Here is a 21,342-nt window from a genome sequence, read left to right on the forward strand (position 1 = left end):
GGACCGTACGGACACGCGGTAGCGCGTCAGTTCGAATGCGGGAGGGTGTCCCCGTGCGCCGCGAGCCGGAAGGCGATCCGCCCGAAGGCGACCTGGTCGCCCTCGTTCACCACCACGGCGCCGACCACCCGGCGGCCGTTGACCGTGGTGCCGTTGGTCGAGCCGAGATCCCTGAGGATCCACATGCCGCCCTGCCGGCGCAGCTCGGCATGGACCCGCGAGACGGTCTCGTGGTTCAGGCGCAGCCCGTTCGCCGGGTCGCGGCCTATGCGCAGCGGATGGCCGCCCGCCGGGTGCGGCAGCAGCAGCTTGGGCAGCCGCTCGGCCTGCCAGGCCCGGCGCAGCCGTACGGTGAAGCCGGAGACGGCCTCCACGGTGCCGAGGACCGCGCGCGAGAAGCGGTTCTCGCGGGGCAGGTCGGCGGTGAGGGCGGCAAGCTCGTCGGAGCGGCGCGCGGCGAGCGCGAGTTCCATGCGGCGCACGAACGTGTCGTGCGACAGCCGGCCCATGGCGACGCCGTCACGCAGCACCTGAAGCGCCTTGTCGCGCTCCGCGTCGGACAGCCGCGCGGGGTACGTGGGGAACTCGAAAGACGACGTCACGCTGGTGATTGTCGGGCAGTGAACCCCCGGTGTCCAGAATCGGGGGAAACGGTTGCAAGGTGCGTGCACTTCCGCGACACCTTCCGGGAAAGGGAGTATTCGAAAGCGGATTGATCTCTTTCGCGGCACGATGGAAGCGCTACATCACGGTGAGCAGACGAAGGGGAACCGTCCGTGCAGTTCGAGGTGTGGGCACCGCAGGCAGACCGTGTGACGCTCCATTGCGACGGCGCCACGTGCGCGTTGGAGAGGGATCCGGAGCGTACCGGCTGGTGGACGGGGGAGGCCGGGGCGCAGGACGGCTCGCGCTACGGATTCGCGCTGGACGACGGGCCCGTGCTGCCCGACCCGCGATCACGCCGCCAGCCGGACGGCCCGGAGGGGCTGAGCGCCGTCGTCGACCACGGGCGGTACGCGTGGCGCTCCGCGTGGGAGGGGCGCGAGCTGCCGGGTGCGGTGCTCTACGAGCTGCACGTGGGCACCTGCACCCGCGAGGGCACCCTGGACGCTGCCGCCGCACGTCTGGAGCACCTGGCCGAACTGGGCGTCAGCCACGTGGAGTTGATGCCGCTCTGTCCGTTCCCGGGGCGGCACGGGTGGGGCTACGAGGGGGTGTCGCCGTGGGCGGTGCACGAGCCGTACGGCGGGCCCGAGGCGCTGAAGCGGTTCGTGGACCGGGCGCACGAACTGGGCCTGGGTGTCGTGCTGGACGTCGTGCACAACCACCTGGGCCCGTCGGGCAACCATCTTCCGCAGTTCGGGCCGTACTTCACGGACACGCACCACACGCCGTGGGGCGCGGCGGTGAACCTCGACGCGCCCGGCTCGGACGAGGTGCGCGCGTACTTCCTGGGCAGCGCGCTGGCGTGGCTGCGGGACTACCGTGTCGACGGGCTGCGCCTGGACGCGGTGCACGCGCTGCACGACACACGCGCCCGCCACTTCCTGGAGGAGCTGTCGGAGGCCGTCGACGGCCTCGCGGGCGAGCTGGGCCGCCCGCTGTTCCTGCTCGCCGAGTCCGACCTGAACGACCCGCGGATCATCACCCCGCGCGCCGAGAACGGCCTCGGGGTGCACGCCCAGTGGAACGACGACTTCCATCACGCCCTGCACACCGCACTGACCGGCGAGTCCCAGGGCTACTACGCCGACTTCGCGCGCGCACCCTTCGCCGCGCTCGCCAAGACGCTCACCGGCGGCTACTTCCACGACGGCACGCACTCGGCCTTCCGGGGCCGCGGCCACGGCAGGCCGCTGGACCGGGGACAGGTGGCCGCGCACCGGCTGCTGGGCTACAGCCAGACCCACGACCAGGTCGGCAACCGCGCGCAGGGGGACCGTCTTTCGGCCCTGCTCTCCCCCGGTCTGCTGGCCTGCGCGGCCACGCTGACGCTGACCGCGCCGTTCACACCGATGCTGTTCATGGGCGAGGAATGGGCGGCGGGTACGCCCTGGCAGTTCTTCACCGATCACACGGATCCGGAACTGGCCGAGGCGGTACGGCAGGGCAGGCGGCGGGAGTTCGCGCAGCACGGTTGGGCCGAGAAGGACGTACCGGACCCGCAGGACCCGGCGACCCGGGAGCGGTCCTGCCTCGACTGGGCGGAGCCGGAACGCGAGCCCCACGCGCGCGTGCTGGCCTGGTACCGGCAGCTGATCGCGCTGCGCCGGGACCAGCCGGACCTCACCGATCCTGACCTCGCCGACACGAAGGTGGCCTACGACGAGGAGGCCCGCTGGCTGGCGTTCCGGCGCGGGGACGTCCGGGTGGCGGTGAACCTCGGCACGGAACCGGTGGCGATTCCGCTGGGCACCCGCCCGGCCGAGGTCCTGGCGGCATGGGAGCCGGTCGCGGCGCCGGGCCCCGACGGACTGCTCCAGGTGCCCGGAGAGTCGTGCGTGGTGCTGGTGCAGCCCTGACCGACCGGCCCCTGCGGCCGGTTCCCGCGGCCGGTCCCTGCGGCCGGTTCCCGCGGCCGGTCCGCGTCGCGGGGCGGATCAAGGTGGGGTGGAGCGGGGCGGAGAAGGGCGGGGCGAGTGGGGAGGAGCGACAGGGAGGTCGGGGCGGTCCTGGGGCGAGGGGTCGGGGCAGGTCCTAGGGCTCGGTCTCGTCGTCCTTGAACTCGGTCACCCGCTCCAGCAGGATCGGCTCCCAGGTGCGCCGCAGCCGGGTTCTCAGCAGCGGCAGGTCGCCCGGTGCGCGGCCGTCGAGACGGTCCGTGAGGCGGATGACGGTGTCGCAACGGGCGAGCCACAGGCCACGCAGACAGGGGCGGGCGCCGTAACCGGCGAGGGTGGCGGCGCGGACGGCCGCCGGGGAGCCCACGGCGACGGCGAGCCCCGCGATGTCCTCGGCGGGGTCGCCGAGGGCCGCCTCGGTCCAGTCGAGGATGCCCCGGACCCGCCCGTCGGCACTGACCACCACGTGCTCGCCGGTGAGGCCGTGGTGGGTGAGGACGGCGGTCCCGGGCTGCGCGGCGAGCTGGGCGGCGCTGGGCGCGGTGAGCTGGTGAAGACGGGCGGCGTCGAACTCGTCGGCAGCGGCGAGCCGTTCGGCCGCGTGCACGGCCATGCGGCGCAGCGCCTCCAGGGAGCGCGGAGCGGTGCGGGGCACGCCGAGCGTCTCGCACTGCCGTGCGGGCACCGTGCGCAGCCCGCTGAGCAGCCCGGCGAGGTCGGCCTCGCCGACGGCGGAGACGTCGTGCTGGTCGGCGGTGCCGCCGGGCACCAAGGTGTCGAGGGTGTAGGCGAGTCCGGGTGCCCAGTCGCCGTGGGCGACGCTGGTGGGGACGGCGACGGGCACCTGCGGACGGACCAGGTCGCGCAGGCGCAGTTCGCGGCGACGGCGGACGGAGGCGTCGCGGTCGGGGGCGAGCCGCAGCACATGGCGGGTGCCGACCCACCAGGTGTACTCGTGGCCCTCCCCGACGGGCCGCACGTCGGGTCCCTCGGTGCCGGTGCCCTTCCCGCTGCTCTCCCCGCCCTCCTTGAGCAGCGAACGGACCAGTCTGCGGACGGTGTCCGCGGTGGGTGTCGGTGCCTGGGTCATGGGTCGCGTCGTCGCCGTTCCGGGATGTCGTCTGGGTGTGTCTCTTGGACCTCTCAGCCCACTATGACCATCTCGCGGGTGGTGTTGTTGAACCGGCGGCCGCCGTCCTCGGTCACCGTGACGATGTCCTCGATGCGCACCCCGAAGCGGCCGGGCAGATAGATGCCCGGCTCCACGGAGAAGCACATGCCGGGTACGAGAGGCTGCTCCTCGCCCTCGATCATGTACGGCGGCTCGTGCGTGGTGACGCCGATGCCGTGCCCGGTGCGGTGGATGAAGCAGGCGCCGTAGCCGGCGTCGGTGATGACCGCGCGGGCGGCGCGGTCGACCTCCTGGCAGGCGACACCCGGCCGCACGGCCCTGAAGCCCTCCTCCTGGGCGGCGCGCACGATGTCGTGGACCGTGCGCTCCTCCTCGGTCGGCTCGCCGACGTGGACTGTGCGGGTGGTGTCGGAGCCGTAGCCGTCCTTGAGGCCGCCGAAGTCGAGGACGACCATGTCGCCGTCCTGGATGACACGGTCGCCGACCTCGTGGTGCGGGTTGGCGCCGTTGGGGCCCGAGCCGACGATAGTGAAGTCGACCTGGGAGTGGCCGAAGCGGCGCAGCAGGTCGGCGAGGTCGTGGCCGACGTCGGACTCGCGGCGGCCGGCGAAGGGGACCTTCCGGATCTCCTCGAACGCCCGGTCCGCGGCCGCCCCCGCGGCTGCCAGAAGATCCAGTTCGGCCGCGTCCTTGACGGCCCGCAGCATGGGCAGGGCGTCGGTGAGGGAGGCGTAGGAGGTCCCGGGAAGGGTGCGCTGCAGGCCCAGCAGGTGCATCGCCCAGGTGTTGTCGCTGATGCCGATGGGGGCACCTTCCGCCCCTTTGGGGCCGTGGGGGAGCCCTCGGCCGCCGAGGAGGGCGGCGGTGACGGCGTAGGGGTCCTTGCCGTCGGTCCAGTCGTGCAGGGTGAGCCCACTCGCGCCGGTCGCGTGCTCGGCGTCCGGAGCCTCCAGGGTGGGCACGACCAGCACGGGGTCGTGGCCAGGGGTGAGCACCAGCACGGTGAGCCGTTCGGTGACCGCGGTGGGCGTGTAGCCGGTCAGCCACACCATGTCGGGTCCGGGCGCCACGAGCAGTCCCGCGAGGCCGGCGTCGGCGGCGGAGCGCGCGGCGCGTTCCATGCGGGCCCTGTAGTCGTCGGCGGTGAAGGGCGCGGGCGTGCTACCGGTCATCCGGACCTCCGAGCGCGATCGAGGTGGCGGGGCGTGCGAAGCGGTCCCGGGCAGCATCCTGCCCGGCCGGGCAGGGCGGCGCGAGCCGATCGCGCGGTACCGGGGGCACGGTGCGCGGACGGGTGCGCGGACGGGTGCGCGACATGGGGCCATCATGGCGCGTGGGGCGCGGCGCGACCAGCGGGTTTCGGGACGTGTCCGGACACGCGGGACCGGCCCGGGACACGAGCACCTCACATCGGCCCCGGGTCGGGCCAGGGCCGGGATCAGGGCGGGGGTCGGGATCAGGGCGGGGCCGGGATCAGGGCGGGGCCGGGGGCGGAATCAGGATCAAGGCCGGGGCCGCGATCTGGGCCAGGGTCAGGTCACCACTCCCGGAACGACCGTCAGCTGCTGGTAGCCGCCTCCGGCGTGGCGCACGGTGAGCGTCACCGCCGTGCCGGGGCGGGCGTGGGCGACGGCTCGGACGAGGTCGGCTGCCGTGTCGACGCGGAGGGTGCCGAACTGCAGCAGGACGTCGCCGCGGACCAGACCGGCCGTGTAGCCGGGGCCGGGCACATGGACGCCCACCACCAGGGCACCCGGCTTGCCGGCGTCGACGGCCTCCACGCCCAGGGTGGCGCCGGTACGGACCTCGGCCGGACTCGGGGACGCCGAGGGCCCGGGCCTGGCCGAGGAGTCCGGCGGGATCCGGTGACGCAGCTCGGCCAGCCTGCTCATGCCGATCACCGTGGCGCCGACCGTGCCGATGCCGACCCCGCAGAGCACCAGGGCGGTGCCGATGACCACCCCGAGCAACAGGGTCCTGAGCCGCCTGCCGCGCCGGCGCGGGGCATGCGGCTGCCGGGCGGGCCCGGACGAGTCGCCCTCCCGCCCCTCCTGACCGGGCATCGGCTTGGGACGCAACGCAGTCTGTTCCATGGTTCTCTCGCCTCCGGCTGGTGCTCTACCCCTGACGCCGGGCCGCGACGAGACACGAACGAGTGAGACTGGCCGGGGAGTGCCGAAGGGTAGTCATGGCCTTCCTGCCCCGCCCAGGAGTCATGCCCTTCGCGCCCCGCCCGGGATCCATGGCCTTCGCGCCCGCCCCGCCACCTCGACACGCCCACGCCCACGGCCCACGCCCACGGCCTGCGCCTGTCGGGACACGACGAGGACGGGAACGCGCGCGTGGACGGACTGCCGGCCGCGCGCGGCCGGCTCCCGGGCCGTCCCTTCTGCCCGGCCACGCTGTTCCGGTCTTCCCGGCCACGCTGTTCCGGCTGGAGCTGTCCCGCGACGGCCCGCGCCCCCACCCGCCGCTCCGCCTGCTGTCCCGTGATGCTCTTGGTGATCTTCTCGAAGATGTCGGGCAAGGTGCTTGGTCAGCCGACGGGCAGCGCGGGACTCAGGCCGGGGACGAAGCCGTGGGTCCGGCGGGCCAGGTAGTCGGCCTTGTAGCGGTCGACCTTCCGATGCCAGTTCAGAATGCCCGCCAGCCAGTTCTGCAGGTCGCCCACGTAGGCGCCCATGGCCTCGCGGGCCTCGGCCGACAGAGCGAAGTCGTCGTACAGGACGGGCAGTTCCTGTCGGACGATGTGCTCGAACTGCTGCATGCGCTGGGTCATCAGGTCGTGGACGATGGCGAGCGCGGCCGGGTAGTCGCAGCCGAAGAAGTTCTGCACGACGAGGATCGCGTTGTGCATCTCCCCCTCGTACTCGATCTCCTTCTGGTACGAGAAGACGTCGTTGGTCAGGCACGCGTAGTCCATGGCGGCGTTCTCCAGCGCCTGGACGGGGCCGGTGCGGTAGATCTCCGGCGGGATCGCGGGTCCCTGGCCCAGGCGGCACAGGCCGAGGGTGAGGTCGGAGCCGAAGGTGTCGCGGCGCATCTCCAGATAGTCCACCGGATCGGGGACACGGTTCTGGAACTGGTTGGACAGCTCCCATACCCAGCTCTCGGTCATCCGGTCCACCGAGTCGCGCAGGGTGCGGCGCTGGTCGGGGGGCATGCCGTCGGTGGTGCGGGCCCACAGGTCGATCAGGCCGCGCTCCATGCCGTTGACGGGCGCGACAGTGACCGCCTCGCCGTCGACGGGCATGCACTCCGAGAGGCGGGCGGTGGTCAGCCGAGCGGCCGCCAGGTCGCGGCGGGCTCCGTAGACCAGCGGGTAGTAGTCGTCGGCGTAGGTGCCCCAGGCGAGCCACTGGGAACTGAGGTCCAGGGCCTCGGGTGTGGCGTCCGGGTCGAGCCCGGCCGAGCACAGCGGCAGGTCGAAGGCGGCGAGCTTGTCCTCGTCCCAGACGCCCTCCTCCAGCATGCCCATGCGGTGCATCCACGCGGTCAGGCGGGGGCGGCACGCCTCCAGGTGCGGGCTCAGCTCGACCTCGTAAGGCATGTGGAAGTCGGGCAGCAGGGACGGGCCGACCTTCTGGAAGGGCACGTGCGCGTAGGCGCGCAGACGCTCCGCCGCGGCCGAGGCCAGCAGCGCGCCGACGTCGGCCGCGGAGGTGCCGGGGCCGGTCAGGCGCTGCCAGGGCGCGGCGGAGACCGCGCCCTTGTTCATGTAGCGGCTGGAGCGCAGGTGCCACTCGTGGCCGCCGGACTGCCAGTCCTGAAGTCCCTTGGTGTAGGCGGCCACCGCGGCGGTCTCGTCGGGCCCGAGGCCCTTCTCCAGGGCGACGGCGGGCACTTCGGTGAGCGCCGTGTGCTCGAACTGGTGCAGCCGTGAGGTGAGGATGTCGTTGACGGTCTCGGCGGCTTCCTGGGTGGTGCAGCCGAAGAAGGTCTCCAGGACGAGCACGCCGTTGCTGTTCTCGCCCTCGTCCTCGACCTCCCGCTGGTAGGAGAAGAGGTCGTTGCGCAGGTGGACGGCGTCGGAGAAGGTCTCCATGAGCACCCTGAGCGGCCGGGTCCCGGCGACGGTCGCGGGCACCTCGGCGGTCGCGTACTCCACGAGCCCCGAGGACCAGGGGGCGCCGCCCACCTTGCGGCGCATCTCGATGTACTCGACCGGGTTGGCGATCCGGCCCTCGTTGATGTTGGACAGCTCCCACATGGACTCGTTGAGCAGGTGCTCGGTGGCGACGGAGAAGCGGCGGCGCCAGTCGACGGACATCGACGGCACCGTGCGCCTCCACAGGTCGGCGAGGCCCGCCTCGACCGGGTTCTCCGGCTCCGGCATCGGCGTCGCCGGGTCCAGCGGCATGAACAGGGGCAGCCGGTCCAGATGAGCCTTTCCGGCGGCGCGGTCCTGGGTGCGCTTGTACATGTCCAGGAAGTGGTCGTCGAAGAAGAACACCCACACGTACCAGTCGGTGATCAGCGAGAGGGCCGGGCCGTCGCAGTCGGGGTGGGTGTAGGCGCACAGGAGCCCGTAGTCGTGCGCCTCCAGGTCGGCCTGCTCCCAGACTCCGGAGCCCTCCAGCATGCCCATCTCGCGTGCCCACGCGGTCGAGTGGGCACGTGCCTCGTCGACATGCGGGTTGAGCCGCGCGGGATACGGCATGTAGAAGTGCGGGAGTTCGAACGGCTGCGTCATGGCCGGGGGCCTACCCGGGGCCCGCGAGAGCCATCCGCCCGGCAGGTGATGATCACACCATCGCGTGAACCGGTGGCGAAACGGGGAACTCCCGTGGGTCCGTGTGGCGTTGGCCATTGTCCACGGCCGTTGGCGCCCCGTGCGCGCGAGGCACCCCGGACGCCCGGCGTCATGCCCCGTCCGCACCCTTGCCGGGCCCCGGAGCACGGGCCACGGTGGGCACATGGCCTCCTTCGTACTGACCGGCGAGCAGGGCACGCTGTTCACGGATGCGGCGCATGTGACAGGCACGGCGCATGTGACAGGCACGGCGGACCCGTCGCATGAGGCGGACGCGGCGGACCCGTCGCATGAGGCGGACGCGGCGGACACGGCGCGTGCGGCGAGCACGGACGGCCGGGGGTGAGCGTGCGCGAGGCCCCGCCGGTGCCCGACGTCTTCGATCCGCGCCGCTACGCCGCCGGGGTGCCCTACGCCGACTACCGGGTGCTGCGGGACCACCACCCCGTGGCCCGGCAGGAGGAGCCGGAGGTGCTCGGCTGGCCGGCGGGACCCGGGTTCTGGGCGGTGACCCGGCACGCGGACGTGGTGCGCGTGCTCAAGGACTCGGCGACGTACTCCTCGCACCTCGGCGCGACCCAGATCCGTGACCCCGACCCCGAGGACCTGCCGTTCATCCGGCGCATGATGCTCAATCAGGATCCGCCGCAGCACGGGCGGCTGCGGCGGCTGGTGAGCCGGGCCTTCACGCCGGGGCGCATCGAACGGTTCGCGGCGGTCGCGCGCGAGCGGGCACGCACACTGCTCGTCCGGGCGCTGGACGAGGCCCGCTCGGGCGACGGCACGGCCGACCTGGTCGCCGCCGTCACCGACGAGTACGCCCTGCTGAACCTGGCCGATCTGCTGGGGGTTCCAGCGAGCGACCGGCGGCTGCTGCTGCACTGGACACAGCGGGTCATCGGCTACCAGGACCCGGACGAGGCCGCTGCCCCGGTGCTGGACGCGGCGGGCAAGCCGGTCGATCCGCGTTCCCCGGCGATGCTGCGCGACATGTTCGACTACGCCCGGCAGCTGGCCGCGTACAAGAGGGAACGTCCGGCGGACGACATCCTGACGACTCTCTCCCTCCCCCCGGACTCCCCCCCGCCCGGCCCGGGCCGCACGTCCGGCACGGAACTCGCCGACGCCGAGCTGGAGATGTTCTTCTTCCTGCTCACCGTCGCCGGCAACGACACCGTGCGCAGCGCCGCACCCGGCGGCCTGCTGGCTCTGGCCGAACACCCGCAGGCGTACGGGCTGCTGCGCGCCGGCGAGGTCGGCGTGGAGTGTGCGGTCGACGAGCTGCTGCGCTGGCATCCGCCCGTGCTGAGCTTCCGCCGGACGGCCGCGCGGGACACCGAGCTGGCGGGCCGCCGGATCCGGGCGGGCGACAAGGTCGTCGTGTTCCACGCCTCGGCCAATCGTGACGAGCGTGTCTTCGCCGGGCCCGACCGGCTGGACCTGGCTCGTACGCCCAACCCGCACGTCTCCTTCGGGGACGGCCCGCATGTGTGCCTGGGCGCCCACTTCGCCCGGCTCCAGCTGCGGCTGCTCTACGAGGAGGTGCTGCGCACGCTGCCCGGCCTGCGCCCGGCCGGCCCGCCGGTGCGGCTGGTGTCGAACTTCATCAACGGCATCAAGTCACTTCCGCTGAGCATCGCCTGACGGGTTCACCTGGATCAGCGCATGGGTGCCTCCGGTGCGCCAGCGCCGGCCCTCCGCCGCGTCCAGCGCGGCCTCGGTGGCTGCGGACAGGCCGGTGATCACGTCGGACTTCAGGGTGCGCAGGGCGGCGACCGGTCCCGGGAAGTAGGCCGTCACCTCCTGGAAGGGTGTGGTGGGCGGCCACAGCCGGTCGCCCACCAGGCGGCGGTAGTTGAGGTCGCCCTTGAAGAGGGTCAGGGTGGCCGACGCGAACTCGGCACGCAGGTCCTGAGGCATGTCGGCGTACGGCAGCGGAGCGCAGGAGAAGGGGTGGGCGCGTACCGTGAGGCGGCCGTCGGCCATGGCCGACCAGAGCGTGCGCGCGTACCCGGCGGCCGCGCCGGGCGCTGCCGCGAGGTACTGCAGGGCGTCGACCACGTCGGCGGTCGTGGCGTCGGAGACGTAGTACGGATACGGCTTGACGTGCAGGACGGCCCGGCCGATCCGCCCCTCGGCCAGGAGGTGGGCGATCAGCAGCAGGTCCGGGAGGAGTTCGCGGCCCGCGTTGTCCGCGACCAGGCAGAGCGTGGCGGCGGAGGAGGTCGGCAGCAGCGACCACAGGGTCTCGCTGTCGTCGGCGACGAGGGCGGGTGCCGGTGCCGCGGCACCAGCACCGGCACCTGCACCGCAGGAGGAGAGGCGGAAGCCGAGGTCGGCGCGGTTGCCCCACAGCGAGCCGTGCAGCAGGGCGTCGGCCCGCTCCCGCTCCAGCCGGTCCTGGAGCGCGTCGAGCGCGGCGAGTTCCTCGCCGGTCTCAGGGGCTTCGAGTTCGCCGCGCTTGAACGGGCGGAAGGGATCGATGCCCTGCCAGGCACCCGGGCCGGCATGGCCGACGGCGTCCAGCAGCCGACGGTAGAAGTAGCTCTCGGACCAGAGCCAGGGCACGTCGAACCAGGACTGCCCGGCGTGGTCGTCCAGCCCCCAGGCACGCCACCGGTCCCGGTCGTCCGCGTCCTCGGGCAGCGGCTCGATCACGCCCTCGGTGCAGCTGTGCAGCAGCTCGTCCAGCGCGCGATGCTGCCCGGGGCCGTACGGGAAGGCGTCCCGGACCTGCCGGATGATCGCGGGATGCCGCTCGGCCAGCACGCTGTGCGGGAACGAGCCGGGTTCGTTGCCGAGGAGCACGGGTGCGGCGGGGGTGACGGGCATGCCCGTCACCGTACCGCGCGCGATCAGCCCGTTCTGATCTCCCGCTCCAGCTGCGTGGCGAGGGTCAGATAGCGGGGGCGGCGGTGCACCGGCACCAGTCCGCGAACCATGAGGAGCCACATCTCGGCCACTCTGCGGGGCAGCCGTCCGACCGGCTCCAGGGAGCGGCCGGCGACCCGGGTACCGACGAAGAAGCAGACGAGGGAATGGGCGACCACACCTACGTCTATCTCGGTGTGCACGTCCGCCTCCTTGACGGCGCCGCTGAACTTCAGGGTGGCGAAGTCCAGCCACTCGGTGAAGGGATGCCTGAGCGGCGGCCGCACGGCGACGTCCGCCGTCGCGAGGCGGAGACCGGCGCGCGGGACCGGGTCCTCCACGGCGAGCCGGGCCATGGCGAACGTGGTGCGCATCAGGGACTCCAGGGAGGAGCAGCCACGGCCCTCACTGTCGGCCATCACCTGGTGAGCCGCCTTGGCCTGGAGTTCCAGGATGGCGTGGGCGAGGTCCTCCTTGGCGGCGAAATGGAAGTACAACGCCCCCTTGGTCACCTGCGCATGCCCGACGATGTCACTCAGACTGGTGGATTCGTAGCCCTGTCGGTCGAACAGATCGGCGGCGGCCGTAATGATCGTCGTCCGGGTCTGCTCGGCGCGTAACTGCCTCGCCATCGACCTCACCCCTCCTCGCGGCTCGAACGAACGGGACACGCGGTTTGTTTTGACCCCACGCATACGATAACTCACCCGACGGCTTTGGGAGTCGGATGGGGGGACTTCGACTCGGACACGTGCAAATCACCCGCACGCAGGCCGCGCCGAATCCTTGCGGAACGCAAAGGGAAGATGCCATATGCCGGTGATCCGCTGGACCCTGGGCATTCCCTGAAGCCAATGCCAGGCGATCTCCGCCCCCTTGACCGCTGCCGCACACGGCGCGCGGGCCGGGTCTCGCCGGGCTCCCGCCGCCCCCCGCCAAAACAGCCGCGCCGGTCTGTGCCCGTCGGCGGCCGGTCCCGTGGCGTGTGGATGCGGCTGAACGCGCGGGACGGGTCTGCCGTACTGGACGCAGCAGACCTCGTTCCCGCGCCCGCCGAGGAGATGTCCCCGATGACTCGGATGACCGCCCGCATGAGCGTCACGGCGGCCGCCGCGGCGACCCCGCTGCTGCTCCTGCCGTGGACGGCGGGACCTGCCCAGGCGCACGGCGCCCCGACGGACCCGGTCAGCAGGGTCTACGCCTGCTCCCCCGAGGGCGGCAGCGCGAACCGGTCGGCAGCCTGCCGGGCGGCGATCACCGCGAACGGCGGCCCCTTCACCGCGTGGGACAACCTGCGTGTGGCGGGGGTGAACGGCCGGGACCGGCAGGTGATCCCGGACGGCCGGCTGTGCAGCGGGAACCTGCCCGCGTACCGGGGCCTCGATCTGGCCCGGCGGGACTGGCCGGCGACCCGGCTGGCCCCGGGCGGCCGGCTGACGATGACGTACGCCTCGACGATCGCGCACACCGGCACGTTCAGGCTGTACCTCACCGAGCCCGGCTACGACCCGTCGAAGCCGCTGAAGTGGTCCGACCTGCCCGCGCGCCCCTTCGCGCAGGTCACGGACCCGCCGCTGACGAACGGGGCGTACCACATCCGGGCGACGCTCCCGGCGGACCGGACGGGTCGTCAGATGCTGTACACGATCTGGCAGAACAGCAGCACGCCGGACACGTACTACTCGTGTTCCGACGTGGACTTCGGGGCTGCGGGTACGGCGGCGAAGGACGCGGGCAGCGGAGCGGGGGCCACCCGGACACCCGGCGGCGCGCGGAAGCCGACGGGCGCGCACTCCGCCGGGGCGCAGGCGCACCCCTCCACGGCGAGCCCGGCACCCGCGGCGGAGAAGGGGGCTTCATCGCCCTCGGGGTCCGCCGGCGGCAGCACGCCGGTGGCCGAGGAGACCCGCGCGGACGGGGGCCCCTCGGCTCCTTTGCTGGCGGGCGCGGCCGCCGCGGTACTGGTGCTCAGCGGGGGCGCCGCCCTGGTCCTGCGACTGCGACGGCGCTGAACACCCTCCGCACGGAGATCAGTTGACGAAGACCTGGGCGCCGGCGTCCGTGACCGGGGCGTACTTCGCGGTGAAGTAGCCGTTGGCGAAGCACAGCGACGAACCGGAGGACTTCGTGAACTGCTGGTTGGTGAAGGTGATGCTGCTGTCGGCGTTGTCGGTCTTTCCGGTCAGGCTCGGCGCCCGGTAGACGCAGGTGATGGTGCCCAGCAGGGTGCGCAGCTTGACCGTGGTCTGGACGGTGGAGCCGGCGGCCGGTGAGACGGTGAGGGTGCCGTCGGAGGTGACCGTCGCGGTGTAGGGCAGGTTGTCGACCGTGATGCTGCTGACGCCGAGCACACCGGCGACGTTGCTACGGCAGCTGGAACTGTCGAAGCTGTGCCCGGTGACCGACTCGGTGGCCGAGCCGGGGGCGGCCGGGTTGCTCGCAACCGTGGCGTTGAACTGGGACGACGTGCAGATGACCCCGCTGGTGCCGGTGGCACTGGAGTAGAGCGTGGCGGAGGTGCCACCGGCCAGCGGCGCGGTCAGGGTGTCGCCGACCGCGGCGGCGGTGCCACCGGCACTGCCGGTGGTCAGAACCGCGGCGCCGTCCGCGGAGGCGGGGACGGCCACGGCCACGGTGAGCGCGGTGACGGTTCCGGCGAGGGCGAGAAGGGATCGCGTACGCATGCGGGTGCCTCTTTCCTGAAGTGGGGGGCGTTGCGAGGTGAGGTGGAGGCGGCGGCGACGGAGGCCGCCGTGGGAGGCGTGGAGGGCACGGGGAGGGGGCAGGGCGGGGCGTGGAGAGCACGAGGAGGGGGACGGGGCGGGGCGTGGAGAACACGGGAAGGGGGACAGGGCGGAGGCCTCGTCGCTGCCGGTCCGTGACGCCTTCTCCGTACGTGACGGACCGACAGCGACGGGCTGCCGGGCACCGGCCGAAGGCCTCGGGGGAAGGCCTCCGCCCGGGCCGGACAGGGAGCGGCCGGACGCAGGCCGAGGGGAAAACGACCGCGCCGATGCCGCACTGCTGCACAGCAGTTGCCGGGAAGAAGGCCGGGAAGCGGCGATGCCGCTCGGCGGATCCGGCGCCACGGATCCGAGTGGAACCAGGGAGAGTTGTAGACCCGCTCAACCATCAACGTCAAGGAGTGGCAAGGGAGTTGACGCTGCGGACGCCCTGCTCCATACCGCCTTGGAGTCACGTTCGCCGGTGTCCGCGCAGATCCGACACCCTTTTTTCACAACTCCCTTGACCCTTTAAAGTAACCGGCGGTAACTTCCTCGCAGGCTACTGCTGCGTAGCGAGAAAGCCCTTGCATCCGCCGGGAGTGCGAGGAGGCGTGCGCGGCAGCCGCTGTCCGCGCCAGGACAACGCGCCACTGAAGCCCAAACCGCATTTGATCTATGCCCATGGGAGCAGACATGGCCTCGTCCCCGGACTTTTCGTCCGCCGACAACACCCCAGAGAACCCGGAAAGCGGTTCCCCCTCCGACGTGACAGCCGCATCCAGGACCGCCGTCGGCGGTGAGCGACGGGGGCGGGTCCGGCTGCGCAGGGCCGCGGTCATGGCGGTACCCGCCACCCTGGTCGCCGCGGGCCTCGCGATCCTCACCGCGCAGGGGGCACTGGGTGTGCAGTTCGCGATCTCGGGCATGCCGTTCACGGTCACGGCGACGGAGCTCAACGGCACCGGCTTCGAACAGTTCGGCGGACTCGACACCATGGCGGACGGCAGCCCGAACGCCGGCGACACCGGCGGGCAGGTGCTCATCGTCACCTCCGCGATCAAGAACGCCACGCTCACCAAGCTGTGCCAGAGCGTGGACCTCGGCGGCACCAACCTGCTGATCACCGCGGGCAGCGGCGCACAGAAGGTGACCGCGAGCGACCTCACCACCGACTCCACCCAACTGTCGGGCGACGCCGCGTTCAACAACATCGAGATCGGCAACGACGCCAGCACCCTGAACAAGGCGAACGCCAAGGGCGCGATCGGCGTCTTCAGCCAGCAGGCCGACACCGTGCACATCGGCAACCTGCGGCAGACCAACTACGCCACCACGGCAGGCGTGTTCAAGCTGCCCGGGCTCAGGCTCCGCTTCAGCGACTCGGGCTGCTGATCCGATGCCGGAGCGACCGCGCCAGGCACTGAGGCCCGCCTTCCGCGGATGGCGGGCCCGCCGGCCGTTCTGGGGCGGGCTGCTGCTCGCCCTGGGCGGCGGCGAGATCCTGTTCACCGAGAAGGCGTCGATGAAGGTCGTGATGCACATCGGCATGCAGGGCCTGGCCGGCTATCTGCTGCCGACCCTGATGGTGCTGCTGGGCCTGCTGGTCCTCTTCAACCCAGGACAGCGGCTCTTCTACTCCCTGACCGGCATCCTGGTCTCCCTGGGCACCTGGCTCACCTCGAACCTGGGCGGCTTCTTCATCGGCCTGCTCCTCGGCGCCACGGGCAGCTGCCTCGCCTTCGGCTGGCTGCCCGACCAGGAACCCCGCGTGAGCCGCCGCAAGCGCCGCAGGCAGGCCCGGGCCACGGCGCAGCCCCTGGAGGAGAGGGCGGGGGAACCGGCCTGAGGGCGCGCGCCGGGGAACCGGCTGGGAACTCCTCGTCCGGAGTCTCCTCGTCCGGGAACTCCTCGTCCGGTCCCGGTCGTCGGAACTTATCGACCGTCCGGAGAGTTTCTACGTTGTTGTAGAAGTTGCGGCAAGCGTTGCTTGAGACGTCCCTGTCGAAGCAACCGAGCGTGGATACGAGGAGTTCGCATGGCCCTGTGGGACCGCATCAAGGAGTCGGCGTCGCAGATGCAGACCCAGTTGGAGGCGAAGAAGAACGACCTGAAGAGCGGTGCCTTCCGCGACGCGAGCATGGCGATGTGCGCGCTCGTCGCCGCCGCCGACGGCACCATCGACCCGGCGGAGCGGCAGCGGGTGGCCCAGCTCATCGCCACGAACGAGGTACTGCAGAACTTCCCGGCCGACGACCTCAGGCGCCGCTTCGAGGAGAACCTGAACAGGCTGACCACCGACTTCGACTTCGGCAAGGTGAGCGTGCTCCAGGAGATCGCCAAGGCGAAGAAGAAGCCCGCCGAGGCGCGTGCGGTGGTGCAGATCGGCATCGTCATCGGCGGTGCGGACGGCGACTTCGACAAGACCGAGCAGGCCGTGGTCCGCGAGGCGTGCTACACGCTCGACCTGCCGCCGCACGAGTTCGACCTCTGATCCACCGGGGTCCGCCGGGACCGGGAGGATGAGGGCATGCTCGACGACATCGACCGTGCCCTCATCCACGCCCTGCACATCGACGGCCGGGCACCCTTCAGCAGGATCGCGGCGGTCCTCGGTGTGTCGGCGCAGACCGTGGCCCGTCGTTACCGCAGCCTGCGCACCGGGGCCGGGCTGCGGGTGGTGGGCCTGGCCGACCCGCACCGGGCGGGCCGCACCCAGTGGCTGGTGCGGCTCACCGCCACGGCCCGGTCCGCGCAGGACATCGCCGGGGCCCTGGTGCGGCGGCCGGACACCTCCTGGGTGAAGCTCACCTCGGGCGGGACCGAGATCACCGCGGTGATCCATGCTCCGGCCGCGGAGTCCTCCCCCGACTCCCTCCTCCTGCGGGACATTCCGCGCACCGGTGGCATCACCGCCGTGTCCGCGCACTGCCTGCTGCACACCTATCTGGGCGGTCCGGCGAACTGGCGGCGCAGCGCCCAGGCGCTGGACCGGGAGCAGCAGGCGGCGTTGACGCAGCGGCTCACCGGGGAGGCGGTACGCCAACCCGGGCAGGACGACGCCGAGTTGCTGGCCGCCCTGGAGAGGGACGGGCGGCTGGGCCAGGGCGATCTGGCGCGGGCGACCGGCTGGTCGCCCGCCACCGTGGCCCGGCGGCTGGCCGAACTGCGGGCGGCGGGCGCGCTGTTCTTCGACGTGGAGGTCGACGCCGGACTGTTCGGGGTGCGCACCCGGGCGCTGCTGTGGCTGTCGGTGCGCCCGGCCGACCTGGAGGAGGTCGCCCTCGCCCTGTCGGGCCACGACGAGCTGGCCTTCGTGGCAGCGACCACCGGGCCCACGAACCTGGTCGCCCAGGCGCTCTGCCGCGACCCGGCCGACCTGCACCGCTATCTCACCCGGCGGCTCGGCGCGCTGCGGGCGGTCCGGACGCTGGAGACGAGCCCCGTGCTGCGCACCCTGAAGGCGGCGAGCCCGTCGCTGACGGACCTGGCCCGGCTGCGCCGCGGACCCGACCGCCCCGCCTGACCTGGCCAACTCGGCTGACCCGGCTGACCCGACCGACCCGGTTGACCCGACCGACCCGACCGACCCGACCGACCCGACCGCGCATCGTGCCTGCCGGTGGGGTCGGCACCGCCGCCTGCCCCCGCCGCCACCGGTATCAGGGGGCGTGTCGGACCCCGCGCCCCCGGCAGGATCCGGAAGAGAGGCCGCAGCAAGGTCCTGAAACCGCCGCCGGACCGCGCTCGGCGGGTCCTGGCAGCCAGGTGTGGACGGGAGCGGACAGCGGTGGACAGTCCCGGGTCATATCCGACCTGGATAGTGGACACACAACCGCAGGACTGTGTGCGCCATGAACCTCAAACGCACGCAATCGGCCCTGGCGCCGCCCGCCCGTCGGCCGGGGGCTGTGCTCGCGGCGCTGGCCGCCGGCCAGTTCATCATCATGGTCGCCACCTCGATCGTGAACGTGGCGCTGCCGCACATCCGCGCCGGGGTGGGCCTGTCGGACAGCGGCACCACCTGGGTGGTCAACGCCTACAGCCTGGCGTTCGGTGCCCTGCTCCTGGCGGGAGGGCGGGCGGCCGACCTCCTCGGCCGCCGCCGGATACTGATCGCCGGTCTCGCGCTGTTCGCGGGTTCCTCGCTGGCGGCAGGACTGGCCGCCTCCTCCGGCGTACTGATCGCCGCCCGGACCGCCCAGGGTCTCGGCGCGGCCGCCATCGCCCCGGCCGCGCTCGCCCTGACCATGGATCTGTTCCCGTCCGGCCCCGGGCGCGGCAGGGCGCTGGGGGTGTGGGGCGCGGTCTCGGGGGCGGGAGGAGCGTGCGGGGTCCTGCTGGGGGGTGTCCTCACGCAGGCGTGGGGCTGGCCCTGGATCTTCCACTCCGTCGCCCTCGGGGCCGTACTGGTGCTGGCCGCCGTGGTGGTCCTCGTACCACGGACGGCCGGACGGAAGTCCGGGCGGTTCGATCTGCTGGGCACCGCCACTGTCAGCCTTGCCCTGACCTGCCTGGTCTGGGGGCTGACCACCGCACGCGACGCCGGCTGGGCGGACGCCGGCGTGCTGGGCGCCCTCCTCGGCGCCGCCGTACTGCTCGGTGCCTTCGTCGTGATCGTGCGTCGCCGGCCGAACGCGCTGGTGCCGCCGCGGCTGTTCAGCACCGGCCGGGTCGCCGCGGGGAACCTGCTGATGGCGCTGATGGGATCCGTGTGGATCGCCCTGTTCGTCTTCCTCTCGCTCTACCAGCAGCAGGTCCTGGGAATGGACCCGCTGACCACGGGACTGGGCCAACTCCCCTTCGCCGTGGCCAACATGCTCGGCTCGACGCTGGCACCGCGGATCTCCCGGCGGATCGGTGCCGGGGCGACCGTGACCGCGGCCCTGCTCACCGAGGCCGGCGGAATGCTGTGGCTGTCCCGGATCAGCGCCCACGGCAGTTATCCCACCGACATCCTCGGCCCCGTCACCCTGATCGGCCTCGGACTGAGCGTCGCCTTCGTCCAGATGACCGCCCTGTCCGTCGAGGGCGTCCCCGCGCAGGACGCCGGGCTGGCCGGCGGACTGGTCAACACCACCCGCCAGGTCGGCGGCGTGATCGGCCTCGCCGCTCTGACCACCCTGGCCGGCTCCGTGACCGCCCACGCATCCACCCGGCTGCCCCACCTCGAAGCCGTCACCGCCGGCTACCGCACCGCCTTCGGCGCCTCCGCCGCGATCCTCGCGGCCACCGCAGTCCTCGCGCTGCTCCTCACCCGCTGCGCAGGACGCCGACGGACGGCGACCGCCCCCGCCCCACCGGCCTGCCGGCTGCAGGCCTCCGACCTCTGAAACCGTCCCCCGACCCGACAGCCCGGCCGTATCAGCGGCACCTGTCCAGCAGTAGAGGAATCACCACCATGGTCACCATCGACGAGAACGCCCCCGTCGTCGTCCGCCTGAGCATCGAGATCGACGCTCCGGTCATGACGGTGTGGGCGCTGCACACCGACATCGCGGCCTGGCCCGCCTGGAACGCGGACATCGAGAAAGCCGTCCCCGACGGCCCGCTCAGGCCAGGCAGCTCCTTCAGCTGGCGGACCCACGGCCTGGAGATCACGTCCACCGTGCGCGAACTGGTCCCCGGCGAGCGGATCGTATGGGGCGGCCCCTCCAGCGGCATCACCGGCATCCACGTGTGGACGTTCGAGGAGAGCGACGGCCGTGTCGTCGTCCGCACGGAGGAGTCCTGGAGCGGCGCCCCGGTCGAGGCCGCGACCGCGGAACTCGGCAGGGCCCTGAACGCCTCCCTGGAGAACTGGCTCGGCCACCTCAAGGCCCGTGCCGAACAGCTTGTCTGACACCTCATCACCTTCACACGAGAAGAGTCTCCCGCCATGAACGCTGCGACGAAGCCCTACCTGACCGGCCACTACGCCCCTGTCGCCGACGAGATCACCGCCACCGGACTCACCGTCGAGGGCACCCTGCCCACCGAGCTGAGCGGCCGGCTGCTCCGCAATGGCCACAACCCCAAGCCCGGCGTCACCCCCACCCACTGGTTCAAGGGCAGCGGCATGGTCCACGGCATCCGGCTGCGCGAGGGCCGCGCCGAGTGGTACCGCAACCGCTGGGTGCACACCCCCGCCCTGGACGACGGCGCCCCCTACATGACCGAGAAGGGCCCGGACCTGACGGCCAGCGTCGCCGGCACCCACATCATCGAGCACGCCGGACGCCTGCTCGCCCTGTGCGAGGCGAACTTTCCCTACGAGCTCACCCGTGACCTGGACACGGTCGGCGCCCACGACTTCGACGGCAAGCTGCGCTCCGCCATGACCGCGCACCCCAAGGAGGACCCGGTGACGGGGGAACTCCACTTCTTCGGGTCCTCGCCGTTCCCGCCGTTCCTGATGTACTACGTCGCCGACGCCAAGGGCGAGGTCGTCCACAGCGCCGAGATCCCGGGAGCGACCGCCTCGCTCAAGCACGACTTCGCCGTCACCCGCCGCCACGTGGTCTTCATCGAGGGCAACGTCACCTTCGATCCGGCCGAGCACTCCGGCATCCCCTACGGCTGGAGCGACCAGCAGCCCGCCCGCATCGGTGTCATGCCCCGCGGCGTGGACGGCACCCGGCACATCCGCTGGTTCTCCATCGAGCCGGGCAACATGCTGCACGTCAGCAACGCCTACGAGGACGGCCAGGGCCGCATCGTCCTGGAAGGCCCCACCGTGGACCGCGAGGGCTTCCAGCTCTCCTGGAACTGGTGGGTCGGCGCCCCCGGCCGGAGCACCGAGCCCAACGCCCGCTCCTACACCCGCCGCTGGGTCATCGACATGGCGGCCGGCAGCGTCGACGAGCAGATCATCGACGACCTCGCGGTGGAGTTCCCGACCCTCAACGAGGACTACCTGGGCGTCGAGAACCGCTACCAGTACGCCATCTCCTTCCCCGACGAGAAGGGCTTCGGCGGATACGGCATCGTCAAGTACGACCGCACCACCGGTGCCCGCCGCATCCACCAGGTCGGCGACGCCCGGCTGCCCAGCGAAGCCGTCTTCGTCCCCGCCGCCGAAGCCACCCGCGAGGACGACGGCTACCTCCTGACGGTCGTCTCCGACCTCAAGCAGGACGCCTCGCAGCTGCTGGTCCTCGACGCCTCCGGCCTCGACCGGGTCGCCACCGTCCACCTGCCCCGACGGGTGACCGCCGGGATCCACGGCTCCTGGGTCCCCGACACCGACCTGGACGGCATTGCGGGCTGACCACATCCCGCCAGTGGACGGTGGGCGGCACGGGCCTCGGGACCGTGCCGCCC

The 21,342-nt window shown here is 72.2% G+C and carries 19 protein-coding genes; 11 read left to right on the forward strand and 8 right to left on the reverse strand.

All coding sequences use genetic code 11. The annotated features are described in order from the left end of the window. Window positions 1–26 precede the first annotated feature (26 nt). Window positions 27–602: a DUF1707 and FHA domain-containing protein gene (locus tag ACFZCP_RS10360; protein WP_362684655.1), complete on the reverse strand. Its 576-nt coding sequence runs from the start codon at window positions 600–602 to the stop codon at window positions 27–29. A gap of 174 nt (window positions 603–776) precedes the next feature. Between ACFZCP_RS10360 and treZ the strand changes: the two genes are divergently transcribed. Beyond that, the gene (gene treZ, locus ACFZCP_RS10365) at window positions 777–2,522 is read left to right on the forward strand and encodes a malto-oligosyltrehalose trehalohydrolase (protein WP_391425873.1); all 1,746 of its coding nucleotides are present in this window, start codon (window positions 777–779) and stop codon (window positions 2,520–2,522) included. A gap of 175 nt (window positions 2,523–2,697) precedes the next feature. Here treZ and ACFZCP_RS10370 read toward each other — a convergent pair whose 3' ends face one another. The 4 genes from ACFZCP_RS10370 to cyc2 all read right to left on the reverse strand — a co-directional run bounded on the left by ACFZCP_RS10370 (window position 2,698) and on the right by cyc2 (window position 8,386). Next, entirely contained in the window at window positions 2,698–3,651 is a 954-nt protein-coding gene (locus ACFZCP_RS10370) for a phosphotransferase (protein WP_391425875.1), read from the reverse strand. Between the two features lie 53 nt (window positions 3,652–3,704). Next, window positions 3,705–4,865 (reverse strand): M24 family metallopeptidase, encoded by a 1,161-nt coding sequence (locus tag ACFZCP_RS10375; protein WP_391425876.1) that lies wholly within the window; start codon window positions 4,863–4,865, stop codon window positions 3,705–3,707. A gap of 360 nt (window positions 4,866–5,225) precedes the next feature. Next, the gene (locus ACFZCP_RS10380) at window positions 5,226–5,786 is read right to left on the reverse strand and encodes a PDZ domain-containing protein (protein WP_391425878.1); all 561 of its coding nucleotides are present in this window, start codon (window positions 5,784–5,786) and stop codon (window positions 5,226–5,228) included. Between the two features lie 443 nt (window positions 5,787–6,229). Then, a complete protein-coding gene (gene cyc2, locus ACFZCP_RS10385) occupies window positions 6,230–8,386 on the reverse strand; it encodes a germacradienol/geosmin synthase Cyc2 (protein ID WP_391425879.1) in 2,157 nt (718 codons plus the stop codon). Window positions 8,387–8,609: 223 nt separating this feature from the next. Between cyc2 and ACFZCP_RS10390 the strand changes: the two genes are divergently transcribed. Further along, window positions 8,610–8,792 (forward strand): hypothetical protein, encoded by a 183-nt coding sequence (locus ACFZCP_RS10390; protein WP_391425881.1) that lies wholly within the window; start codon window positions 8,610–8,612, stop codon window positions 8,790–8,792. After that, a complete protein-coding gene (locus tag ACFZCP_RS10395) occupies window positions 8,789–10,090 on the forward strand; it encodes a cytochrome P450 (RefSeq protein ID WP_391425883.1) in 1,302 nt (433 codons plus the stop codon). Before ACFZCP_RS10390 ends, ACFZCP_RS10395 begins: the two co-directional genes overlap by 4 nt. On the opposite strand, the gene ACFZCP_RS10400 is transcribed toward ACFZCP_RS10395, so the two are convergent. Together ACFZCP_RS10400 and ACFZCP_RS10405 are read right to left on the reverse strand one after the other, a co-directional pair. Beyond that, a complete protein-coding gene (locus tag ACFZCP_RS10400; RefSeq protein ID WP_391425885.1) occupies window positions 10,067–11,278 on the reverse strand; it encodes an ARMT1-like domain-containing protein in 1,212 nt (403 codons plus the stop codon). The genes ACFZCP_RS10395 and ACFZCP_RS10400 overlap by 24 nt on opposite strands. A gap of 23 nt (window positions 11,279–11,301) precedes the next feature. Then, on the reverse strand, window positions 11,302–11,949 hold the full coding sequence (locus tag ACFZCP_RS10405) for a ScbR family autoregulator-binding transcription factor (RefSeq protein WP_362684628.1): 648 nt from the start codon (window positions 11,947–11,949) through the stop codon (window positions 11,302–11,304). Between the two features lie 438 nt (window positions 11,950–12,387). Between ACFZCP_RS10405 and ACFZCP_RS10410 the strand changes: the two genes are divergently transcribed. Continuing rightward, a complete protein-coding gene (locus ACFZCP_RS10410; RefSeq protein ID WP_391425887.1) occupies window positions 12,388–13,329 on the forward strand; it encodes a lytic polysaccharide monooxygenase in 942 nt (313 codons plus the stop codon). 18 nt (window positions 13,330–13,347) lie between these two features. On the opposite strand, the gene ACFZCP_RS10415 is transcribed toward ACFZCP_RS10410, so the two are convergent. After that, window positions 13,348–14,001, reverse strand: a complete 654-nt coding sequence (locus ACFZCP_RS10415) for a Tat pathway signal sequence domain protein (protein ID WP_391425890.1) — start codon at window positions 13,999–14,001, stop codon at window positions 13,348–13,350. A gap of 735 nt (window positions 14,002–14,736) precedes the next feature. Here ACFZCP_RS10415 and ACFZCP_RS10420 point away from each other — a divergent pair. The 7 genes from ACFZCP_RS10420 (at window position 14,737) to ACFZCP_RS10450 (ending at window position 21,289) form a co-directional block, all read left to right on the forward strand. Further along, window positions 14,737–15,435 carry a DUF6230 family protein gene (locus ACFZCP_RS10420; RefSeq protein ID WP_362684618.1) on the forward strand — a complete coding sequence of 233 codons (699 nt, stop codon included), beginning with the start codon at window positions 14,737–14,739 and terminating at the stop codon, window positions 15,433–15,435. Window positions 15,436–15,439: 4 nt separating this feature from the next. After that, window positions 15,440–15,889, forward strand: a complete 450-nt coding sequence (locus ACFZCP_RS10425) for a DUF6114 domain-containing protein (RefSeq protein ID WP_391425892.1) — start codon at window positions 15,440–15,442, stop codon at window positions 15,887–15,889. A gap of 189 nt (window positions 15,890–16,078) precedes the next feature. Further along, window positions 16,079–16,534 carry a TerB family tellurite resistance protein gene (locus tag ACFZCP_RS10430; protein ID WP_362684612.1) on the forward strand — a complete coding sequence of 152 codons (456 nt, stop codon included), beginning with the start codon at window positions 16,079–16,081 and terminating at the stop codon, window positions 16,532–16,534. 36 nt (window positions 16,535–16,570) lie between these two features. Next, window positions 16,571–17,566: an AsnC family transcriptional regulator gene (locus ACFZCP_RS10435; RefSeq protein WP_391425894.1), complete on the forward strand. Its 996-nt coding sequence runs from the start codon at window positions 16,571–16,573 to the stop codon at window positions 17,564–17,566. 328 nt (window positions 17,567–17,894) lie between these two features. Next, the gene (locus ACFZCP_RS10440; protein WP_391425896.1) at window positions 17,895–19,373 is read left to right on the forward strand and encodes an MFS transporter; all 1,479 of its coding nucleotides are present in this window, start codon (window positions 17,895–17,897) and stop codon (window positions 19,371–19,373) included. A 68-nt stretch (window positions 19,374–19,441) separates the two neighbouring features. Beyond that, window positions 19,442–19,882, forward strand: coding sequence for an SRPBCC family protein (locus tag ACFZCP_RS10445; protein ID WP_391425897.1), 441 nt, complete (start codon window positions 19,442–19,444; stop codon window positions 19,880–19,882). A gap of 36 nt (window positions 19,883–19,918) precedes the next feature. Continuing rightward, on the forward strand, window positions 19,919–21,289 hold the full coding sequence (locus tag ACFZCP_RS10450) for a carotenoid oxygenase family protein (protein ID WP_391425899.1): 1,371 nt from the start codon (window positions 19,919–19,921) through the stop codon (window positions 21,287–21,289). Window positions 21,290–21,342: the final 53 nt, after the last annotated feature.

Origin of the sequence: Streptomyces sp. NPDC007971, from assembly GCF_042958635.1 — a bacterium.
Classification (GTDB): domain Bacteria; phylum Actinomycetota; class Actinomycetes; order Streptomycetales; family Streptomycetaceae; genus Streptomyces.